The sequence below is a fragment of the Klebsiella sp. JB_Kp004 genome, assembly GCF_040065795.1.
Taxonomy (GTDB): Bacteria; Pseudomonadota; Gammaproteobacteria; order Enterobacterales; family Enterobacteriaceae; genus Klebsiella; species Klebsiella quasipneumoniae.
Genome location: NZ_JBEAKW010000003.1, coordinates 115,396 through 135,880 on the forward strand (window position 1 = coordinate 115,396; position 20,485 = coordinate 135,880).

Here is a 20,485-nt window from a genome sequence, read left to right on the forward strand (position 1 = left end):
CACGCAAATTGTGAAAATGTTTATTATTGTCGGGCGAGGCGGCCGGTGGCAGGGGAAAAGTCGCCGTTGCTGCGCCAGGGGTTGATATCCAGACCGCCGCGTCGCGTATAGCGGGCGTAAACGGAAAGCGATTCCGGCTGGCAGAAACGGAGAATATCGTTAAAGATGCGCTCGACGCACTGCTCATGGAATTCGTTATGGTGGCGGAACGAGACCAGATAGCGCAGGAGCTGCTCGCGGTCGATTTTCGCCCCACGATACTGGATCTGCACCGAGCCCCAGTCCGGCTGGTGGGTGATCAGGCAGTTGGACTTCAGTAGATGGCTGACCAGCGTCTCTTCCACGATTTTGCCGCTGGCGGCGCCCTGCAGGTAGTCGGCGCTGAACTGATAGTTATCGATCTCGATATCCTGATCGTCGATGCAGGCGCCGTGGAGGTGAGCAATCGGCTGGCCTTCCAGTTCATCCAGCCGATACAGCGAGACCTTGACCTCGCCCTGGGCGCAGGCGCTCAGATCGCGGGTCAGCGTCTCTTCAACCTCCTGCCAGCTGGCGAAACGCGTCTGGTTAAAGCTGTTGAGATAAAGCTTAAAGCTTTTTGACTCCACCAGATTGACGCTGGTGTCGGGCAGTTCGACGTGGCCGACGGCCACCTGCGGCAGGCCTTTGCCGTTCAGCCAGGAGAGTTCGTAAAGCGTCCAGATATCGGCGCCGTGAAACGGCAGGTTGTCGGCATGCAGGCCAAGCGGGTCGCGGTTAAGGCTGCGCGGAACGCCCTGCAGCAGCGAGGCGTCATAGGTATCGCGGTAATCGGTTGATTTACCGAGCGTCAGGCCGGCCAGCGCCTGATGATTATCGTAAGAAGACATGTTTCACCATAGTAAAGCGGGTACACTATGACCCCAGTGTATCCTGTCTAACGTGAAGAGAGAAACCGGTGGACCATCAGACCGCAGAAGCGCTGCATGCTTTTACCCAACGTTATTGCGCCGCCTGGCAGCAGCAGCGCCACAGCCTGCCGCGCAGTGAAGAGCTTTATGGCGTCCCGTCGCCTTGCGTCGTCGACACCCAGGGTGAGGCCGTGTTCTGGCAGCCGCAGCCGTTTTCGCTGGCGCAAAATATCAGCGCGGTTGAACGCGCCCTGGATATTGTGGTACAACAGCCGCTTCATTCTTATTATACCACTCAGTTTGCCGGCGATATGACCGGCCGGTTTGCCGGCGAAACGCTAACGCTGCTGCAGACCTGGAGTGAAGAGGATTTCCAGCGGGTGCAGGAAAACCTCATCGGGCATCTGGTGGTGCAGAAGCGGCTGAAGCTGGCGCCGACGCTGTTTATCGCCACCCTCGAGAGTGAACTGGATGTCATTTCCGTCTGTAATCTCAGCGGTGAAGTCGTCAAAGAGACCCTCGGCACCGCCAAACGCATCACCCTTTCCCCCTCGCTTGCGGGTTTCCTCAACCAGCTTGAGCCGGTTCTGTAATCCAGTCTGCCTGGTCATTTGTGAGAGATCTCTTACAAAACCTGTAAGAGATCATCATCATTTAAGGCAAATTTAATCCAATCTTTTTTTGTTAACTTATTGGTATTAAATTGGATTTTTATTTTTTCGTCCTTTTGAGTGGGGACTAATCTTAAGAGATTGTCTCAAGAAGGGTTGTAAGAAGAGGCAGAATCAGTGATCCTATGTCTGTCGACAGGAAGTCGCGAAATGAAGCGAACATCAGGATGATGGCGCTTCTGCAGGACCCGCCAGGATGGCGTTGCAAGGACAGGCTTCAGGATGAAGCAAGGATAACGCAGGATCGCGTAATGGACACCTCCAGGATGGAGAATGAGAGCCGCTCAGGATGAACGGTGGATCTGGAAGATCGGGACAAACTTAAGGATAAGTCATTTCGCATCGGGGTGGTGTGAAAGCAGGATGCACGAGTTTATGGATGAACATGGTCAGGAGACCTCAGGAAAAGTTTTCAAGGACGAGCAGGGAGCACCAATGTAGCGGGAATGCTGCAAAACGAACCGGGAGCACTGTTTATACAGTGCTCCCTTTTTTTATTTCTCCTGCGGATTTGCTATCCTGCGCCCGGTTTTTAACTCATCGAGGTTTCCCCCATGACTCTTGACGATAGCGTGCGCGATCGCCTGCGCGCCATTGAAGCCCTGCTGCGCGAAACAGAGCACTGGCAGGAGACGGCGCCGGACAGCAGCGCCTTCGCCAGCGATAAGCCGTTTTGCCTGGATACTCTGGAGCCGCTGGAGTGGCTGCAGTGGGTCCTGATCCCGCGTATGCATCAGCTGCTGGAGAGCGGCCAGCCGCTGCCGCAAAATTTCGCCGTTGCGCCGTATTACGAAATGGCGCTGGATCAAGCCCACCCGGTTCGCGAATCCATGCTGGCGGAGCTGCTGCTGCTGGACGCGCTGTTTGCCGGTGAGCAGGCCTGATGCTGGAGATAATCTACCAGGACGAATGGCTGGTGGCGGTCAACAAACCGTCGGGCTGGCTGGTGCATCGCAGCTGGCTCGATCGCGATGAGAAAGTGGTGGTGATGCAGACCGTGCGCGACCAGATCGGCCAGCACGTTTTTACCGCCCATCGCCTCGACCGGCCCACCTCCGGCGTCCTGCTCATGGGGCTGTCAAGCGAAGCGGGTCGCCTGCTGGCGCAGCAGTTCGAGCAGCATCAGATCCAGAAGCGCTACCATGCGATCGTCCGCGGCTGGCTGATGGAAGAGGCGCTGCTCGATTATCCGCTGGTGGAAGAGCTGGATAAAATCGCCGATAAGTTCGCCCGCGAAGACAAAGGGCCGCAGCCGGCGGTGACCCATTACCGTGGTCTGGCGACGGTGGAGATGCCGGTGGCGACCGGGCGTTATCCCACCACCCGCTACGGGCTGGTGGAACTGGAGCCGAAAACCGGCCGCAAGCACCAGCTGCGCCGCCATCTGGCCCACCTGCGTCATCCGATCCTCGGCGACAGCAAGCACGGCGATCTGCGGCAAAACCGCAGCGCCGCGGAGCATTTCGGCTGTCACCGCCTGATGTTGCACGCCAGCGAACTGTCGTTAATCCATCCCTTTTCCGGTGAGCCGCTGACCCTGCGCGCCGGTTTTGACGACGTCTGGATGCGTGCGCTGTCGCAGTTTGGCTGGCGCGGGCTTCTCCCGCTAAATGAAAGGGTTGAGTTTGCCGACGACTGCGGTCAGGATGAAGAGAATAAGGTCAATCCAGGGAGATAATAGCATGGCGGAAGTCGGAATTTTTGTCGGCACCATGTACGGCAACTCGCTGCTGGTCGCGGAAGAAGCGGAAGCGATCCTCAGCGGACTGGGACACAAGGCTACCGTGTATGAGGATCCGCAGGTCAACGACTGGGAATCCTACACGGGTAAGTATGTGCTGGTGGTCACCTCCACCACCGGGCAGGGCGATCTGCCGGACAGCATCGTCCCGCTGTATGAGGGCATCAAAGATATGTATCAGCCTCACCTGCGCTACGGCATTATCGCGCTGGGCGACAGCACCTACGCCAACTTTTGCGGCGGAGGCCTGAAGTTCGATCAACTGCTGCAGGAGCAGGGCGCGAAGCGCATCGGCGAGATGCTGAAGATTGACGCCAGCGAAGATCCGGAGCCGGAGAGCGTCTCTAATCCATGGGTTGAGCAGTGGGCTACCCTGCTGGAATAAAAGCGCTGCCCTCTCCCTACGCAGAGGGCGCCCTTTCAAGATGTCGCGGCCAGATACGCGGACAGCAAAAGTGTATCCCTTTCCGGGCGGCACGCCTTCAGGCAAATGCACAATATCCTTAGCAATATCATGGGTTAAGCCAGCCGGTTTCACCGGGTCAAGAGAGGTATTTCACACTCCGGCTCTTATTGCTGCGCTTTTGACCACCCGCGGCGCTGGTTTTTCATTTCCGTGAACTTCCCCCCATTCTTTCAGGCATACGCCATAAACCACCTGCAATAGCGGCGTAAAAGCTGTGTAGATGCACGGTGAGCCGCGGTGTGCCTCTTCATATACTGCTCCAGCCAGTGATAAATGCAGTGCCAGATATAACGACAACTATCAAAACACGACCACGTCATTCTGATTACCCTACAGGTTGTGCTGTTCAGAATGAACGTAGCTAAACGCTATGATTCAGGAGTACAACAATGAGTTCATTAAGTCAGGCGGCGACGGCGGCTGAAAAGCGCACCAACGCCCGCTACTGGATAGTGGTGATGCTGTTTATCGTCACCTCTTTTAACTATGGCGACCGGGCGACGCTGTCGATCGCCGGTTCGGAAATGGCCAAAGATATCGGCCTTGATCCGGTGGGAATGGGGTATGTCTTCTCCGCGTTCTCATGGGCTTATGTCATCGGCCAGATCCCGGGCGGCTGGCTGCTCGACCGCTTCGGTTCGAAGCGCGTCTATTTCTGGTCGATTTTCATCTGGTCGATGTTTACCCTGCTGCAGGGCTTCGTCGACATCTTCAGCGGCTTTGGCATTATCGTCGCGCTGTTTACCCTGCGCTTCCTCGTTGGCCTGGCCGAATCGCCGTCATTCCCGGGTAACAGCCGTATCGTGGCCGCCTGGTTCCCGGCGCAGGAGCGCGGCACGGCGGTGGCGATCTTTAACTCCGCCCAGTACTTTGCCACCGTTATCTTCGCGCCGATCATGGGCTGGCTGACGCATGAGGTGGGCTGGTCGCACGTCTTCTTCTTTATGGGCGGCCTGGGGATTGTGATTAGCTTTGTCTGGCTGAAAGTGATCCACGATCCGAACAACCATCCGGGGGTAAACAAGAAGGAACTGGAATATATCGCCGAAGGCGGCGCCCTGATCAACATGGATCAAAAGAGCAGCGCGCAGAAGGTGCCGTTCAGCGTCAAAATGGGCCAGATCAAGCAGCTGATCGGATCGCGGATGATGATCGGCATCTATATCGGTCAGTACTGCATTAACGCCCTGACCTACTTCTTTATCACCTGGTTCCCGGTTTACCTGGTGCAGGCGCGCGGCATGTCGATCCTTAAAGCAGGGTTTGTCGCCTCCATTCCGGCGGTGTGCGGCTTCGTCGGCGGGGTGCTGGGCGGGGTGATCTCTGACTGGTTAATGCGCCGCACCGGCTCGCTGAACATTGCCCGCAAAACGCCGATTGTGCTGGGGATGCTGCTCTCCATGACCATGCTGATGTGTAACTATGTCAACGTGGAGTGGATGGTGATTGGCTTTATGGCGATGGCCTTCTTCGGCAAAGGGATCGGCGCGCTTGGATGGGCGGTGATGGCGGATACCGCGCCGAAAGAGATTAGCGGTCTTTCCGGCGGCCTGTTCAACATGTTTGGCAATATCTCCGGTATCGTCACCCCGATCGCTATCGGCTATATCGTCGGCACCACCGGCTCGTTCAACGGGGCGCTGGTTTACGTAGGTATCCATGCCCTGGTGGCGGTGCTGAGCTATCTGGTGCTGGTGGGCGACATCAAACGCATCGAACTGAAACCTGTGGTGGGGCGTTAATCATGACTACTCAATCCAGCCCGATTATTACAGAGATGAAGGTCATTCCGGTGGCCGGACACGACAGCATGCTGCTGAACATCGGTGGGGCGCATAACGCCTGGTTTACCCGCAATATCGTGGTATTGACCGATAACGCCGGCAACACCGGCGTGGGAGAAGCCCCTGGCGGAGAGGTCATCTACCAGACGCTGCTGGCGGCGATCCCGCAGGTGGTAGGTCAGGAGGTCGCCCGTCTCAATCGCGTGGTGCAGCAGGTGCATAAAGGCAATCAGGCAGCGGATTTCGACACCTTTGGCAAAGGGGCGTGGACCTTCGAACTGAAAGTCAACGCGGTAGCGGCGCTGGAGGCCGCGCTGCTCGACCTGCTCGGCAAGGTGCTCAATGTGCCGGTCTGCGAGCTGCTGGGCCCGGGTAAGCAGCGTGATGCCGTCACCGTGCTGGGCTACCTGTTCTATATCGGCGATCGGCAGAAAACCGACCTGGGTTATCTGGACCATACGCCGGGCGATCACGAATGGTATCGCCTGCGCCACCAGCAGGCGCTGAGCAGCGAAGCGGTGGTGCGCCTGGCGGAAGCCGCTCAGGATCGCTACGGTTTCAAAGACTTTAAGCTGAAGGGCGGCGTGCTGCCCGGCGAGCAGGAAATTGACACCGCCCGGGCGCTGAAAAAGCGCTTTCCGGACGCGCGCATCACCGTCGATCCTAACGGCGCCTGGCTGCTGGATGAGGCGATCGCCCTGTGCAAAGGGCTGCAGGATGTTCTGACCTACGCCGAAGATCCGTGCGGCGCCGAGCAGGGCTTCTCCGGCCGGGAGGTGATGGCCGAGTTCCGCCGCGCCACCGGTCTGCCGGTCGCCACCAATATGATCGCCACCAACTGGCGCGAGATGGGTCATGCGGTGATGCTCAACGCCGTCGATATTCCGCTGGCGGACCCGCACTTCTGGACGCTCTCCGGCGCGGTACGAGTGGCGCAGCTGTGCGACGACTGGGGGCTTACCTGGGGCTGCCATTCCAACAACCATTTTGATATTTCCCTGGCGATGTTTACCCACGTCGGCGCCGCCGCGCCGGGTCATCCCACCGCCATCGACACCCACTGGATCTGGCAGGAAGGCGACGCGCGCCTGACCAAAAATCCGCTGCAGATTATTAACGGCAAGATTGCCGTGCCAGACGCGCCGGGACTCGGCGTGGAACTTGACTGGGAGCAGGTGCGCAGAGCCCATGAGGCTTATAAAGCGCTGCCGGGCGGCGCGCGCAACGACGCGGGCCCGATGCAGTACCTGATCCCCGGCTGGACATTCGACCGCAAACGTCCTGTTTTCGGCCGCCACTAATTACAAAAGGATGATGCTATGACGACTTTCTCTTCCACGCCCGTTGTCACCACCATGCAGGTGATCCCGGTTGCCGGCCATGACAGTATGCTGATGAATCTGAGCGGGGCCCACGCCCCGTACTTCACCCGCAATATCGTGATTATTAAAGATAACGCCGGCCATACCGGCGTCGGTGAAATTCCGGGGGGCGAAAAAATTCGCCAGACTCTGGAGGATGCCATTCCGCTGGTGGTGGGCAAAACGCTGGGCGAGTATAAAAACGTGCTCGGCGCGGTGCGCAATCAGTTCGCCGACCGTGACGCCGGCGGCCGCGGCCTGCAGACCTTTGACCTGCGCACCACCATCCACGTGGTGACCGGGATCGAAGCGGCGCTGCTGGACCTGCTGGGCCAGCACCTTGGGGTCAACGTCGCCTCGCTGCTCGGCGATGGGCAACAGCGCAGCGAAGTTGAAATGCTGGGCTACCTGTTCTTTATCGGTAACCGCCACGCCACGCCGCTGGCCTATCAGAGCCAGCCGGATGAACAGTGCGAGTGGTATCGCCTGCGCCATGAAGAGGCAATGACGCCAGATGCGGTGGTCCGCCTTGCGGAAGCGGCCTATGAAAAATATGGTTTCAATGACTTTAAGCTGAAGGGCGGCGTACTGGCCGGTTTTGAAGAAGCTGAAGCGATCAGCGCCCTGGCGAAGCGCTTCCCGAATGCCCGCGTGACCCTCGATCCAAACGGCGCCTGGCTGCTTGAAGAAGCCATTCAGATTGGCAAGCAGCTGAAGGGCGTGTTGGCCTATGCTGAGGATCCGTGCGGCGCTGAGCAGGGCTTCTCCGGCCGTGAAGTGATGGCGGAGTTCCGTCGCGCGACGGGCCTGCCGACCGCCACCAATATGATCGCCACCGACTGGCGGCAGATGGGCCATACGCTCTCCCTGCAGTCGGTGGATATCCCGCTGGCGGACCCGCACTTCTGGACCATGCAGGGGTCGGTTCGCGTGGCGCAGATGTGTCATGAGTTCGGCCTGACCTGGGGTTCGCACTCCAATAACCACTTCGACGTGTCGCTGGCGATGTTCACTCACGTCGCGGCTGCGGCGCCGGGCAAGATCACCGCTATCGATACCCACTGGATCTGGCAGGAGGGCAACCAGCGTCTGACCAAACAACCGTTTGAAATTAAAGGCGGAATGGTGCAGGTGCCGAGCACGCCGGGTCTGGGGGTTGAGCTGGATATGGACCGCGTCATGCAGGCAAATGAGCTATATAAGAAACATGGCCTTGGCGCCCGCGACGATGCGATGGCGATGCAGTACCTGATCCCGGGCTGGACCTTTGATAACAAGCGTCCATGCATGGTGCGCTAAAAGGCCGCTGGCCTCTGCGGGGGCCGGCATTGCGCGATAGCGACAGGGGTTAGCTCAAAGTAAGGACTGCAGATGAAAATAGTGATCGCACCGGATTCCTGGAAGGAGAGCCTGACCGCGCTGGAAGTAGCCAGTGCGATAGAGCAAGGCTTTCGCGAGATTTATCCTGACGCGGAATATGTCAGGCTGCCGGTTGCCGACGGTGGGGAAGGGACGGTGGAAGCCATGGTGGCGGCGACCGGCGGGCATCAGGTGCCGCTGACGGTGACCGGGCCGCTGGGGGAGCCGGTAGAGGCATTTTATGGGCTGTCCGGCGATCGCCAGTGCGCCTTTATCGAAATGGCGGCTGCCAGCGGGCTGGAAAGCGTTCCCCCGGCGCAGCGTAACCCGCTGCTGACCACCTCCTGGGGCACCGGGGAGCTGATTCGCCATGCGCTGGACGCTGGCGTGCGGCAGATCATTATTGGCATTGGCGGCAGCGCGACCAATGACGGCGGCGCCGGCATGGCGCAGGCGCTGGGGGCGAAACTGCTGACCGCCGACGGTCAGCAAATCGCGCCAGGGGGCGGCGCGCTGGAGACGCTGGCGCGCATCGATCTTGGCGAGCTTGATCCACGGCTGGCAGATTGTCGGATTGACGTGGCCTGCGATGTCACCAACCCGTTGACCGGCCCGCAGGGCGCCAGCGCGGTATTCGGCCCACAAAAAGGGGCGACGGCGCAGATGATCGACCGGCTTGACAGCGGCCTGCGGCACTATGCCCGGATCATCGCCCGTGATTTAGATTGCGACGTGCTGAGCCTGGAAGGCGGCGGCGCGGCAGGCGGGATGGGCGCGGCGCTGTATGCGTTTTGTGGCGCTCAACTGCGCCCGGGCATTGAGATTGTCACCGATGCGCTGCAGCTGGCGGAGCGGGTGGCGGATGCTGATTTAGTGATCACCGGCGAAGGACGTATCGACAGTCAGACTATCCACGGCAAGGTGCCGGTGGGAGTGGCCCGGGTGGCGAAGCGATTTAACATACCGGTGATCGGGATTGCCGGCAGCCTTACCGCCGATGTCGGCGTCGTGCATCAGCACGGGCTGGATGCGGTATTCAGCGTGTTGTACACCATCTGCACGCTGGATGAAGCGCTGGCCAGTGCCGCCGCCAATCTGCGGATGACGGCGCGAAACGTCGCCGCGGTTTTGCAGATGGGCGGTAAGCTGTAATGGAGGTATCCCGGCTGGCGCGGCCTCCCGGGAATGTCTAAGCGATGTTGAAGTCGCCAGCACCGGCAGTTTCCGCAGCGCAAGCGGGTAAATTAACGGCAGGCCGCACGGACCGTAGGCCGGGCAAGCGTCGCCGCCGCCCGGCATAAAAGCGGCTCCGTGCCCGCTCTCCTTACCCGGCGGCGCGATGCCTGGCGAGCCGGGTGAAGGAACCGTAGGCCGGGCAAGGCGTCGCCGCCGCCCGGCACAAAAGCGGCTCCGTGCCCGCTCTCCTTGCCCGGCGGCGCGATGCCTGGCGAGCCGGGTGCAGGCCGGGAAGCCCTGTGGTTTTAGCCCCCCATCCGGCAGGCTTCGCGCGCCACGTTATCCATCTCATCCAACAGCTCAAGCAGCTCCGGCTCCAGATCCTCGGCGGCTGTGCCTGCGCGCAGCTGGCTCTCCAGAGTGTGGCAGAGCTTTTTCAGCCGCGGCACGCCGCTGTAGCTGCAGCTGCCGTGCAGTTTGTGGATCAGATCCACCAGCCCTTCCGGCTGCTCGCCGACCAGTTGCTCTTCCACTTTGTTACGCACCTCCGGCATAAAAGCGATCAGCATCTGCAGCATCTCCCTCGCCAGATCTGGCTTCATCGCCGCCTGACGCAGCGCCAGCTGCCAGTCGAGCGTCTGGTTATGGTCGATGACCGGCTCTGCGGGCGGTATCGCCGCCGGGGCGATGCTGTGTACGCCAGGCTGATAGCGCAGCAGCAGGGCGTGCAGTTTCTCTTCTTCGATCGGCTTCGCCAGATAGTCGTTCATGCCGGCGCTCAGTAGCTTCTCGCGCTGGCCCTCCAGGGCGTGCGCGGTGACGGCGATAACCGGCGTTTGCTGGTGATGCGGCAAATGATGGATAAGCTCACAGGCGCGGATGCCGTCCATATCCGGCATCTGAATATCCATCAGGATCAGATCCATCTGCAGTTGCTTGGCCTTGTCCACTGCCTGCTGGCCGCTGTCGCAGAGGATCACCTGCTGCACAAGATCATCCAGCAGGGCGCCAATGAGCTTCAGGTTTGCCGGGTTGTCGTCGACGGCCATCACGGTCATCGGCAGCTTATGGCTGTCGGCCTGGGTCAACGGCGCGGAGGCCGTCGCATGATGGGTGGCCACCAGCGCCGGCAGCAGACGGGTGGTGGTGAGCGGTTTCAACAGACAGGCGGCGATGCCATCGCGCTTCAGGGCTTCGGCGCTGACCTGGGCATGACATGGCAGAGCCAGCAGTACGTTATCTGACATCGCGCAGGCTTTGGCTAATTTTTCCCGATGCGGCGACAAATCGCGCATTGAGACCGGAATACCGACCAGCAGAATGTCGTACTGGGCTTCCGCCAGCGAAGAGAAGGTGGGGCTGTAAATCACCTCCAGCGGCGTGGCGGCCAGCATCTCCAGCGTGCACTGCGCCGCCGTCGCGTTGGCTTCCACATAGGCCAGACGCTTGCCCGCCAGCCCGTCGGTATTCAGCGTATCCGGAATGGCGTTCGGGTTGAGATCGAGGCTGATATGGAACCAGAAGGTGGAGCCGCGGTTTGGCTGACTGTGGAACGAGATATCGCCGCCCATCTCCTTAACCAGACGCTGGGTGATCACCAGCCCGAGCCCGGTGCCGCCGTGGCGGCGTGAAATACTGGCATCGGCCTGACGGAAGGCCTGGAACAGCCGGGACTGGTCGCGCTCGGGGATGCCGATGCCGGTATCGTGGATCTGAATTTCGATCTGCACCCGCGAATTACTGATGGCCCGCTGCTCCACCAGCACATCGATATTACCGTGCTCGGTAAATTTGATGGCGTTGCCTACGAGGTTGGTCACAATCTGCTGCAGACGCAGCGGGTCGCCGATGACGTTATCCGGCACGTTGTTCTTAATGTTCAGCGTCAGCTCCAGCCCTTTATCGTGCGCGGAATGCGCCAGCAGGGTGACCACCTCATCAAGCGAGGTGCGCAGCAGGAACGGAATGCTCTCCAGGATCAGCTTCCCGGCTTCCAGCTTGGAAAAGTCGAGCACGTCGTTGATGATCGCCAACAGATTATTGGCCGAGCGTTCGATGGTGGTCAGGTGGTCGCGCTGCGTGGCGTTGAGATCGGTTTTCAACGTCAGACGAGTAAAGCCGATCACCCCATTGAGCGGGGTGCGCAGTTCGTGGGACATATTGGCCAGGAATTCAGACTTAATGCGCGCCGCCTCCTGGGCGCGCTTTTTCGCCAGGTCCAGTTCGACGTTCTGAATCTCCATCTGCTCAAGGGTTTCCCGCAGATCGGAGGTCGCCTGGTCGACGTTGTGCTGCATCTCCTCATGGTACGCCGCCAGCGACATGGCCATAGAGTTAATGCCGTTTTTCAGCATATCCAGTTCGCCGAGCATAAAGCCCTCGACGCGGCTGTCCAGCTGTCCGCGGCGGATGCGGTCGACGGTGTTGACCATATTGCGGATAGGGCCGGTGACGTCGCGCATCAGGCGCCAGCCGAAGATCAGCGCGATGCCGATGCAGAACAGCATCATCACGCTGGAGATAAAAATCTCTTTGTACTGCTGGAGGCGCACCGATTTCAGATCCAGCTCCAGCGCGACGTAGCCCAGCATATTGCCCGGCATTTTGGCATCGGATTCCGGGGATTCATCCGGCGAATAACTTTCCGAGACGATCGGCGTGCGCAGGATCATCATGTCGCCGTCGCGGATGACGCTGAGACGACGGGGAAACGCTTCGCCTTTCGGGATCTGCAGGTCGCTGGGGTTGAGCTGGTAATTGGAGGTGACAAACAAGCGGTTATGCGAATCGTACACCGAGATGGCCCGCACGATCTCCGAGTGGCGACGATGCAGAACGCTGATCAACTGGCCGATAGATTCGCGGTTTTGCAGATTCATGCCATATTCGCTGGAGACCGCCAGCGGCTCAATAATGCTGGTGCCGGCGTCCTCCAGCTGACGTTGCAGGTCGTTATAACGGTGAGCGACAAAGAAAACACTGAGCAACAGCCCTATCAGGACGGTTGGCGCCAGAATCAGAATCATCATGCGAGCACGCAGGCTGTAGTTGGTCATGCGGTTCCATTATGGGAGAATATAGACATCATCGTTCGGTGCGCGTCGGTGCGCCTCGCGGCGCTGCCGCTCTGAACGAGCTCGTTTTATTTGATTGAGACAACTCTCTACGATGGCGCAATTCTACTCTGCAAAACGGCGTGTGACGACGCGCCAGATCATAACCGTTACAGTCAACGACCTCGATCCCTTTGGCCAGGGCGTGGCCCGCCACCAGGGGAAAGCGCTGTTCGTCGGCGGCGTGCTGCCGCAGGAGCAGGCAGAGGTGGTGCTGGTGGAAGACAAAAAGCAGTACGCCCGCGCCCAGGTGAAACGCCGTCTGACCGACAGCCCGCAGCGCCAGGCGCCGCGCTGCCCCCATTTTGGCGTTTGCGGCGGCTGCCAACAGCAGCATGCCAGCATCACGCTTCAGCAGCAAAGTAAACGCGCCGCGCTGGCGCGCCTGATGAAGCGCGAGGTGGATGAGATCATCGCCGGCGAGCCGTGGGGCTATCGCCGGCGCGCGCGCTTAAGCTTGAATTATCAGCCAAAGACCCAACAATTGCAGATGGGTTTTCGTCAGGCCAGCGATAAAGCGATCGTCGATGTGGTGCAGTGCCCTGTTTTGGTGCCCCAACTTGAGGCGCTGCTGCCCGCCGTGCGCGAGTGCTTAAGCGCGCTGAGCGCATTACGCCATCTTGGCCACGTCGAGCTGGTGCTGGCGGACAACGGCCCACTGATGGTGCTGCGTCATACCGCTGCGCTGCCGGCGGCTGACCGGGAAAAACTGGAACGTTTTTCGCAAACTCACGGTCTTTCCCTGTACCTCGCGCCGCAAAGCGAGATACTGGAACATATTCACGGCGAAGCGCCATGGTATACCTCAGACGGACTACGCTTAGTGTTCAGTCCGCGGGATTTTATCCAGGTCAACGACGGCGTGAATCAGCAGATGGTGCGTACCGCGCTGGCGTGGCTGGATCTGCAGCCGGAGGACCGGGTGCTGGATCTGTTCTGCGGGATGGGCAATTTTACCCTGCCGCTGGCGACTCGCGCCGCCCACGTGGTTGGGGTGGAAGGGGTGCCGGCGCTGGTGGAGAAGGGGCGGGAAAACGCCGCCCTCAATGGTTTATCAAATGTCACCTTCTTCCATGAAAATCTGGAAGAGGACGTCACCCGCCAGGCCTGGGCGAAGCATGGCTTTGATAAAGTGCTGCTGGACCCGGCTCGCGCCGGCGCGCCGGGCGTGATGCCGCATATTATAAAACTGGCGCCGCGGCGGGTGGTGTATGTTTCCTGCAACCCGGCGACGCTGGCGCGAGACAGCGAAACCCTGTTGCAGGCTGGATATCAGATTCAACGCCTGGCGATGCTGGATATGTTCCCGCATACCGGTCATCTGGAATCAATGGTGTTGTTTGAGCGCAGGCTTACATAAGGTCATTCACAACGTCGCAGAAGAGCCGCCCCGGCCATCAATGCTGACGCGACCTGCAGGATGACATGTAGAAAGTTGAGGCTTGCCGACTTCGGCAGGCCGGTCCCTTAAGGAGAGGACAATGGTTGCGGTAAGAAGTGCACATCTTAATAAAGCTGGTGAATTTGACCCGAAGAAATGGATCGCGAGTCTGGGGATTTCCAGCCAGCAGTCGTGTGAGCGCTTAGCCGAAACCTGGGATTATTGTCGCGAAAAAACGCAAGGACACCCGCTGGCGGACCTGCTGCTGTGGCGGGGCGTCGAAATGGTGGAGATCCTCTCCACCCTGAGTATGGATATCGATACTCTGCGCGCGGCGCTGCTGTTCCCGCTGGCCGATGGCGAAGTCGTCAGCGAAGAGGTCATGCAGGAAAGCGTGGGTAAATCGGTCGTGACCCTGATTCACGGGGTACGGGACATGGCCGCCATCCGTCAGCTGAAAGCCACTCATACCGACTCGGTATCTTCCGAGCAGGTGGATAACATTCGCCGCATGCTGCTGGCGATGGTTGACGATTTCCGCTGCGTGGTTATCAAGCTTGCCGAACGTATCGCGCATCTGCGCGAGGTCAAGGACGCGCCGGAAGATGAGCGGGTGCTGGCGGCGAAAGAGTGCACCAATATCTATGCTCCCCTGGCTAACCGCTTAGGTATCGGCCAGCTGAAGTGGGAGCTGGAAGATTACTGCTTCCGCTACCTGCACCCGGCAGAGTACAAGCGCATTGCCAAACTGCTCCACGAACGCCGTATCGACCGCGAGCATTATATCGACGAGTTCGTCGGCCACCTGCGGGCAGAAATGAAAGCCGAAGGGGTCAAGGCCGAGGTCTATGGTCGGCCGAAGCATATCTACAGCATCTGGCGCAAAATGCAGAAAAAACACCTCGCCTTTGACGAGCTGTTTGACGTACGCGCGGTGCGCATCGTGGCCGAGCGGTTGCAGGATTGTTATGCCGCGCTGGGGATCGTTCATACCCACTACCGTCACCTGCCGGATGAGTTCGATGACTATGTGGCCAACCCGAAACCCAACGGCTACCAGTCTATCCATACCGTGGTGCTGGGGCCGAGCGGCAAGACCGTGGAGATTCAAATCCGCACCCGGCAGATGCATGAAGACGCCGAGCTGGGCGTGGCCGCGCACTGGAAGTACAAAGAGGGCGCGGGAGCGGGGACCAGCGGCGGCCGCGGCTATGAGGACCGTATCGCCTGGCTGCGCAAGCTGATTGCCTGGCAGGAAGAGATGGCCGACTCCGGCGAAATGCTCGACGAAGTGCGCAGCCAGGTCTTTGACGACCGGGTGTATGTCTTTACGCCGAAAGGCGACGTGGTGGACCTGCCGGCGGGGTCGACGCCGCTCGATTTTGCCTACCATATCCACAGCGACGTCGGTCATCGCTGCATCGGCGCCAAAATTGGCGGCCGCATCGTGCCGTTCACCTATCAGCTGCAGATGGGCGATCAGATCGAAATCATTACCCAGAAGCAGCCGAACCCGAGCCGCGACTGGCTCAACCCTAACCTCGGCTATGTCACCACCAGCCGCGGACGCTCCAAAATTCACGCCTGGTTCCGTAAGCAGGACCGCGACAAGAACATTCTTGCCGGCCGACAGATCCTTGACGACGAGCTGGAGCATCTGGGCATCAGCCTGAAGGATGCGGAAAAGCACCTGCTGCCGCGCTACAACTTCAACGAGCTCGATGAACTGCTGGCGGCCATCGGCGGCGGCGATATCCGTCTCAACCAGATGGTCAACTTCCTGCAGGCGCAGTTCAATAAACCGAGCGCCGCCGAGCAGGATGCGGCAGCGCTGAAGCAGTTGCAGCAGAAAACCTATGCTCCGCAGAACCGCACCAAGGACAATGGCCGGGTGGTGGTGGAAGGGGTTGGCAATCTGATGCACCATATTGCCCGCTGCTGCCAGCCGATCCCGGGCGATGAGATCGTCGGCTTTATCACCCAGGGACGCGGGATTTCCGTGCATCGCGCCGACTGCGATCAGCTCGCTGAACTGCAGTCGCATGCCCCGGAGCGCATCGTCGATGCGGTATGGGGCGAAAGCTACTCGGCCGGATATTCGCTGGTGGTCAGGGTGGAGGCGAACGATCGCAGCGGGTTACTGCGCGATATCACCACCATCCTCGCCAATGAGAAGGTGAACGTGCTGGGGGTTGCCAGCCGCAGCGATACCCGTCAGCAGCTGGCCACCATCGATATGACCATCGAGATTTACAACCTGCAGGTGCTGGGCCGGGTGCTCGGTAAGCTGAACCAGGTGCCCGATGTCATTGACGCGCGCCGTCTGCACGGCGGTTAATTCGTCTCCAGGCCGGATAAGGCGAAGCCGCCATCCGGCAATTTCGCCACGTCGGATAAGGTCGAAACGCCTTATCCGGCCGACTATTTTTTACATTTCCAGGATTGTCACATGACCCAAATCGACCGCTTGCTCGGCATCATGCGCCGCCTGCGCGACCCGGAAAACGGCTGCCCGTGGGATAAAGAGCAGACCTTTGCCACCATCGCCCCCTATACCCTCGAAGAAACCTATGAAGTGCTGGACGCCATTTCGCGAGAGGATTTTGACGACCTGCGCGGTGAGCTGGGCGATCTGCTGTTCCAGGTGGTGTTCTATGCGCAGATGGCGCAGGAAGAGGGACGTTTTAACTTTGACGATATCTGCGCCGCCATCAGCGACAAGCTGGAGCGCCGCCATCCCCATATCTTCGCTGATGCCACCGCGGGAAACAGCAGCGAAGTCCTGGCCCGCTGGGAGCAGATCAAAAGCGCGGAGCGGGCGGAAAAAGCCCAGCACTCAGCGCTGGACGACATTCCGCATAGCCTGCCGGCGCTGATGCGCGCGCATAAAATCCAGCGTCGCTGCTCGGCGGTCGGTTTTGACTGGACCTCGCTGGGCCCGGTGCTCGACAAGGTGCATGAAGAAATTGATGAAGTGATGCATGAAGCGCAGCAGGCGGTTGTGGATGAAGCGAAACTGGAAGAGGAAGTGGGCGATCTGCTGTTCGCCACGGTGAATTTATCCCGCCATTTAGGGGTCAAAGCCGAGGTGGCGCTGCAGAAGGCGAACCTCAAATTCGAGCGCCGCTTCCGCGAAGTCGAGCGCATTGTCGCGGCCCGCGGCCTGGAAATGACCGGCGTCGACCTCGATACCATGGAAGAAGTATGGCAACAGGTAAAACGCCAGGAAACTGATCTCTAACGAGTTTTCGTGATCAAGCGCGATTTGTGTGATTTTATAAATAACAAGCGCTTGATTTACGTCAAAAACATTTCGCCAAAAGCGTCTATTTTCTCTTTCCGTTATGTCGTTGAAACACCATGTAGCCTGCCTCTTCGAGTTGTTCGGGTCGCAACACAGGTGCAACTTGAAGAACGAAGGGGAGGGGAAGAATGAAAGTTTGTGGCGTCACGCATGTTCGGGTATACTACTTTCCCGTCCTGGTTATTCCATCGTTTTACCCTAACTTCTCAGGTTCAGCATGACAACGAACTATATTTTTGTGACCGGCGGGGTCGTATCCTCTCTGGGTAAAGGCATTGCCGCAGCCTCCCTGGCAGCCATTCTTGAAGCCCGTGGTCTCAACGTGACCATCATGAAACTGGATCCGTATATCAACGTCGATCCGGGCACCATGAGCCCAATCCAGCATGGGGAAGTGTTCGTTACTGAAGACGGCGCAGAAACCGATCTGGACCTGGGCCACTACGAGCGTTTCATCCGTACCAAGATGACTCGCCGCAACAACTTCACCACCGGCCGTATCTACTCTGACGTGCTGCGCAAAGAGCGCCGTGGCGACTACCTGGGCGCGACCGTTCAGGTTATCCCGCACATCACCAACGCTATCAAAGAGCGTGTGCTGGCGGGCGGCGAAGGCCATGACGTGGTGCTGGTGGAGATCGGCGGTACCGTCGGCGATATCGAATCCCTGCCGTTCCTCGAAGCCATTCGTCAGATGGCGGTAGAGATTGGCCGCGAGCATACCCTGTTTATGCACCTGACTCTGGTGCCGTACATGGCCGCCGCGGGCGAAGTCAAAACCAAACCGACTCAGCACTCCGTGAAAGAGCTGCTCTCTATCGGTATTCAGCCTGACATCCTGATCTGCCGCTCCGATCGCGCTGTTCCGGCCAACGAACGGGCGAAAATTGCTTTGTTCTGTAACGTTCCGGAAAAGGCTGTTATTTCTCTGAAAGACGTCGATTCCATTTATAAAATTCCAGGCCTGTTGAAATCTCAGGGGCTGGACGATTATATTTGTAAACGATTCAGCTTAACTTGTCCGGAAGCAAACCTGGCCGAATGGGAACAGGTAATCTATGAAGAAGCCAATCCGGCAGGCGAAGTCACCATCGGTATGGTCGGTAAGTACATTGAGCTGCCGGACGCCTACAAGTCGGTGATTGAAGCGCTGAAACACGGTGGTCTGAAAAACCGCGTTACCGTCAACATCAAGCTGATCGATTCGCAGGATGTGGAAACGCGCGGCGTCGAAATCCTCAAGGATTTAGATGCTATCCTTATCCCGGGCGGCTTCGGCTACCGCGGTGTGGAAGGTAAGATCGCCACCGCGCGCTATGCGCGTGAGAACAATATTCCTTATCTGGGCATTTGCCTGGGTATGCAGGTTGCGCTGATTGAGTTCGCGCGCAACGTAGCGGGTATGGAAAACGCCAACTCGACGGAATTTGTGCCAGACTGTAAATACCCGGTTGTGGCCCTGATTACCGAATGGCGTGACGAAGATGGCAACGTCGAAGTCCGCTCCGAGAAGAGCGATCTGGGCGGCACCATGCGCCTGGGCGCGCAGCAGTGCCAGCTGGATGATGATTCTCTGGTACGCCAGCTGTACGGCGAGCCGACCATCACCGAGCGCCATCGTCACCGCTACGAAGTCAACAACATGTTGTTGAAACCGATTGAAGCTGCCGGTCTGCGCGTTGCGGGCCGTTCCGGGGATGATCAGTTGGTCGAGATCATCGAAGTGCCGAACCATCCGTGGTTTGTGGCCTGCCAGTTCCACCCGGAGTTTACTTCGACGCCGCGTGATGGACACCCGCTGTTTGCCGGCTTTGTGAAAGCCGCCAGCGAGTACCAGAAACGCCAGGCGAAGTAAAAAGAGTTAGAACGGCAATGCACCCATTCGGGTGCATTGTTTGTCTGGAGTTTTAGTTTAACTTGTACTGAGGAAAACCTAATGTCCAAAATCGTTAAAGTCATCGGTCGTGAAATCATCGACTCCCGTGGTAACCCGACTGTTGAAGCCGAAGTACACCTGGAAGGTGGTTTCGTCGGTATGGCAGCTGCTCCGTCAGGTGCTTCTACTGGTTCCCGCGAAGCGCTGGAACTGCGCGATGGCGACAAATCCCGTTTCCTGGGTAAAGGCGTAACCAAAGCTGTTGCTGCGGTAAACGGCCCGATCGCTCAGGCAATCCTGGGCAAAGATGCCAAAGATCAGGCTGGCATCGACAAGATCATGATCGACCTGGACGGTACTGAAAACAAATCTAACTTCGGTGCGAACGCAATCCTGGCCGTTTCTCTGGCGAACGCCAAAGCAGCAGCTGCCTCCAAAGGCCTGCCGCTGTACGCGCACATCGCTGAACTGAACGGCACTCCGGGCAAATACTCCATGCCGGTTCCGATGATGAACATCATCAACGGCGGTGAGCACGCTGACAACAACGTCGACATCCAGGAATTCATGATTCAGCCGGTTGGCGCGCCGACCCTGAAAGAAGCAGTACGCATGGGTTCTGAAGTGTTCCATCACCTGGCGAAAGTGCTGAAGTCCAAAGGCATGAACACTGCCGTTGGTGACGAAGGCGGCTACGCGCCGAACCTGGGTTCCAACGCCGAAGCGCTGGCTGTTATCGCTGAAGCGGTTAAAGCTGCAGGCTACGAGCTGGGCAAAGACATCACCCTGGCGATGGACTGCGCAGCGTCTGAATTCTACAAAGACGGTAAATACGTTCTGGCCGGCGAAGGCAACAAAGCGTTCACCTCTGAAGAGTTCACTCACTTCCTGGAAGAGCTGACCAAACAGTACCCGATCGTCTCCATCGAAGATGGCCTGGACGAATCTGACTGGGAAGGTTTCGCTTACCAGACCAAAGTACTGGGCGACAAAATCCAGCTGGTTGGTGACGACCTGTTCGTAACCAACACCAAGATCCTGAAAGAAGGCATCGAAAAAGGCATCGCTAACTCCATCCTGATCAAATTCAACCAGATCGGTTCTCTGACCGAAACTCTGGCGGCTATCAAGATGGCGAAAGACGCTGGCTACACCGCTGTCATCTCTCACCGTTCTGGCGAAACTGAAGACGCGACCATTGCCGATCTGGCTGTGGGTACCGCTGCAGGCCAGATCAAAACTGGTTCTATGAGCCGTTCTGACCGCGTTGCTAAATACAACCAGCTGATTCGTATCGAAGAAGCGCTGGGTGAGCAAGCGCCGTTCAACGGTCGTAAAGAGATCAAAGGCCAGGCTTAATCCT

At 58.7% G+C, this 20,485-nt stretch carries 15 protein-coding genes; 13 read left to right on the forward strand and 2 right to left on the reverse strand.

Going from position 1 to position 20,485, the window contains the following annotated elements:
• Positions 1-23: 23 nt before the first annotated feature.
• Positions 24-869 (reverse strand): NADPH-dependent 7-cyano-7-deazaguanine reductase QueF, encoded by an 846-nt coding sequence (queF, locus tag ABLX76_RS03735; RefSeq protein WP_023290839.1) that lies wholly within the window; start codon positions 867-869, stop codon positions 24-26.
• A 68-nt stretch (positions 870-937) separates the two neighbouring features.
• Here queF and syd point away from each other — a divergent pair, with 68 nt between their 5' ends.
• The 8 genes from syd to ABLX76_RS03775 all read left to right on the forward strand — a co-directional run bounded on the left by syd (position 938) and on the right by ABLX76_RS03775 (position 9,424).
• The gene (gene syd, locus ABLX76_RS03740; protein ID WP_023290838.1) at positions 938-1,483 is read left to right on the forward strand and encodes a SecY-interacting protein; all 546 of its coding nucleotides are present in this window, start codon (positions 938-940) and stop codon (positions 1,481-1,483) included.
• Between the two features lie 632 nt (positions 1,484-2,115).
• Positions 2,116-2,445, forward strand: coding sequence for a YqcC family protein (locus tag ABLX76_RS03745; protein ID WP_044524539.1), 330 nt, complete (start codon positions 2,116-2,118; stop codon positions 2,443-2,445).
• Positions 2,445-3,239, forward strand: coding sequence for a tRNA pseudouridine(65) synthase TruC (gene truC / locus ABLX76_RS03750; protein ID WP_101992535.1), 795 nt, complete (start codon positions 2,445-2,447; stop codon positions 3,237-3,239). Before ABLX76_RS03745 ends, truC begins: the two co-directional genes overlap by 1 nt.
• A 4-nt stretch (positions 3,240-3,243) precedes the next feature.
• On the forward strand, positions 3,244-3,687 hold the full coding sequence (locus ABLX76_RS03755) for a flavodoxin (RefSeq protein ID WP_004205560.1): 444 nt from the start codon (positions 3,244-3,246) through the stop codon (positions 3,685-3,687).
• A gap of 470 nt (positions 3,688-4,157) precedes the next feature.
• Complete coding sequence (locus ABLX76_RS03760; protein ID WP_044524535.1) at positions 4,158-5,510, forward strand: MFS transporter; 1,353 nt, start codon at positions 4,158-4,160, stop codon at positions 5,508-5,510.
• Between the two features lie 2 nt (positions 5,511-5,512).
• Entirely contained in the window at positions 5,513-6,853 is a 1,341-nt protein-coding gene (locus ABLX76_RS03765; RefSeq protein ID WP_023290834.1) for an enolase C-terminal domain-like protein, read from the forward strand.
• A gap of 18 nt (positions 6,854-6,871) precedes the next feature.
• Positions 6,872-8,212, forward strand: a complete 1,341-nt coding sequence (gene gudD / locus ABLX76_RS03770) for a glucarate dehydratase (RefSeq protein WP_004205567.1) — start codon at positions 6,872-6,874, stop codon at positions 8,210-8,212.
• Between the two features lie 72 nt (positions 8,213-8,284).
• Entirely contained in the window at positions 8,285-9,424 is a 1,140-nt protein-coding gene (locus ABLX76_RS03775) for a glycerate kinase (protein WP_348874010.1), read from the forward strand.
• 329 nt (positions 9,425-9,753) lie between these two features.
• Here ABLX76_RS03775 and barA read toward each other — a convergent pair whose 3' ends face one another.
• On the reverse strand, positions 9,754-12,504 hold the full coding sequence (gene barA, locus ABLX76_RS03780; protein WP_065882018.1) for a two-component sensor histidine kinase BarA: 2,751 nt from the start codon (positions 12,502-12,504) through the stop codon (positions 9,754-9,756).
• Between the two features lie 112 nt (positions 12,505-12,616).
• Here barA and rlmD point away from each other — a divergent pair, with 112 nt between their 5' ends.
• The 5 genes from rlmD (at position 12,617) to eno (ending at position 20,481) form a co-directional block, all read left to right on the forward strand.
• Complete coding sequence (rlmD, locus tag ABLX76_RS03785; protein ID WP_023290830.1) at positions 12,617-13,921, forward strand: 23S rRNA (uracil(1939)-C(5))-methyltransferase RlmD; 1,305 nt, start codon at positions 12,617-12,619, stop codon at positions 13,919-13,921.
• A 121-nt stretch (positions 13,922-14,042) separates the two neighbouring features.
• Positions 14,043-16,280 (forward strand): GTP diphosphokinase, encoded by a 2,238-nt coding sequence (gene relA, locus ABLX76_RS03790; RefSeq protein ID WP_023290829.1) that lies wholly within the window; start codon positions 14,043-14,045, stop codon positions 16,278-16,280.
• 111 nt (positions 16,281-16,391) lie between these two features.
• Positions 16,392-17,183 (forward strand): nucleoside triphosphate pyrophosphohydrolase, encoded by a 792-nt coding sequence (gene mazG, locus ABLX76_RS03795; protein WP_032453910.1) that lies wholly within the window; start codon positions 16,392-16,394, stop codon positions 17,181-17,183.
• A 280-nt stretch (positions 17,184-17,463) separates the two neighbouring features.
• The gene (pyrG, locus tag ABLX76_RS03800; RefSeq protein WP_023290827.1) at positions 17,464-19,101 is read left to right on the forward strand and encodes a glutamine hydrolyzing CTP synthase; all 1,638 of its coding nucleotides are present in this window, start codon (positions 17,464-17,466) and stop codon (positions 19,099-19,101) included.
• 81 nt (positions 19,102-19,182) lie between these two features.
• Positions 19,183-20,481: a phosphopyruvate hydratase gene (gene eno / locus ABLX76_RS03805; protein WP_002915213.1), complete on the forward strand. Its 1,299-nt coding sequence runs from the start codon at positions 19,183-19,185 to the stop codon at positions 20,479-20,481.
• Positions 20,482-20,485 lie beyond the last annotated feature (4 nt).